Genomic DNA, 659 nt, shown 5'->3' with positions numbered 1-659 from the left:
CACAGCAAAGGACAGAACATCATGCGCAAGAGCCTGAAGACCTCGATCACCCTCGCCACGACCGGCGCGCTCGTCCTCGGTGGCGCCGCGTTCGGTGTCGGCGCCGCGAACGCGTCGACCCCGACGGTCCACACCGTCTCGTCCTCCTCGTCGAAGATCCCGGCGCCGGTCGCGTCGGTGCCCGAGGTGCTCGGTGGGACCACGGCCGTGAAGCTCGACTCGGGCTTCACCGACGCCCTCACCGCGCTGAAGCTCACCCCCGGGGTGTCGGGCAACGCCAAGCTCGCCGACGGGTCGGTGTCGTTCCCGATCACGGCCGGTTCGGTGACGTACTGGAACCCGGACGGCTCGTACCGTCCGTACGTGCAGGGGCTGCTGAACCACGACGACTCGGGTCTGACGCTCAAGGCCGGTGACACGACGGTGACGCTGGAGAACTTCGTGGTGAACCCGGGTTCGTCCAAGCTCTACGGTGACGTGCTGGTCAACGGCAAGGTCGCCGCGGCGAACGCGTACCTGTTCGAGCTCTGGGGCGGCAGCCTCAAGCCGCTGCAGCTCGAGGGTGACAACGCGGTCCTGACCGGCACCACGGTGCACGTGTCCGAGGACGCTGCGGGGCTGCTGAACAAGACGTTCGGCACCGACGCCGTCAAGCGTGG

The 659-nt window shown here is 68.1% G+C and carries 1 protein-coding gene; it reads left to right on the top strand.

Features of this window, described 5'->3' with window-relative positions; translation table 11 throughout:
• Positions 1 to 21 precede the first annotated feature (21 nt).
• Positions 22 to 659, top strand: a 638-nt coding sequence (locus tag ACSW7Y_RS17240; protein WP_438127446.1) for a hypothetical protein, incomplete at its 3' end; no start/stop codon positions are given.

Origin of the sequence: Curtobacterium flaccumfaciens, from assembly GCF_051548005.1 — a bacterium.
Classification (GTDB): Bacteria; Actinomycetota; Actinomycetes; order Actinomycetales; family Microbacteriaceae; genus Curtobacterium.
The sequence above is the reverse complement of the archived record's forward strand: the minus strand, read 5'-3'. Positions and strand labels throughout refer to the sequence as shown.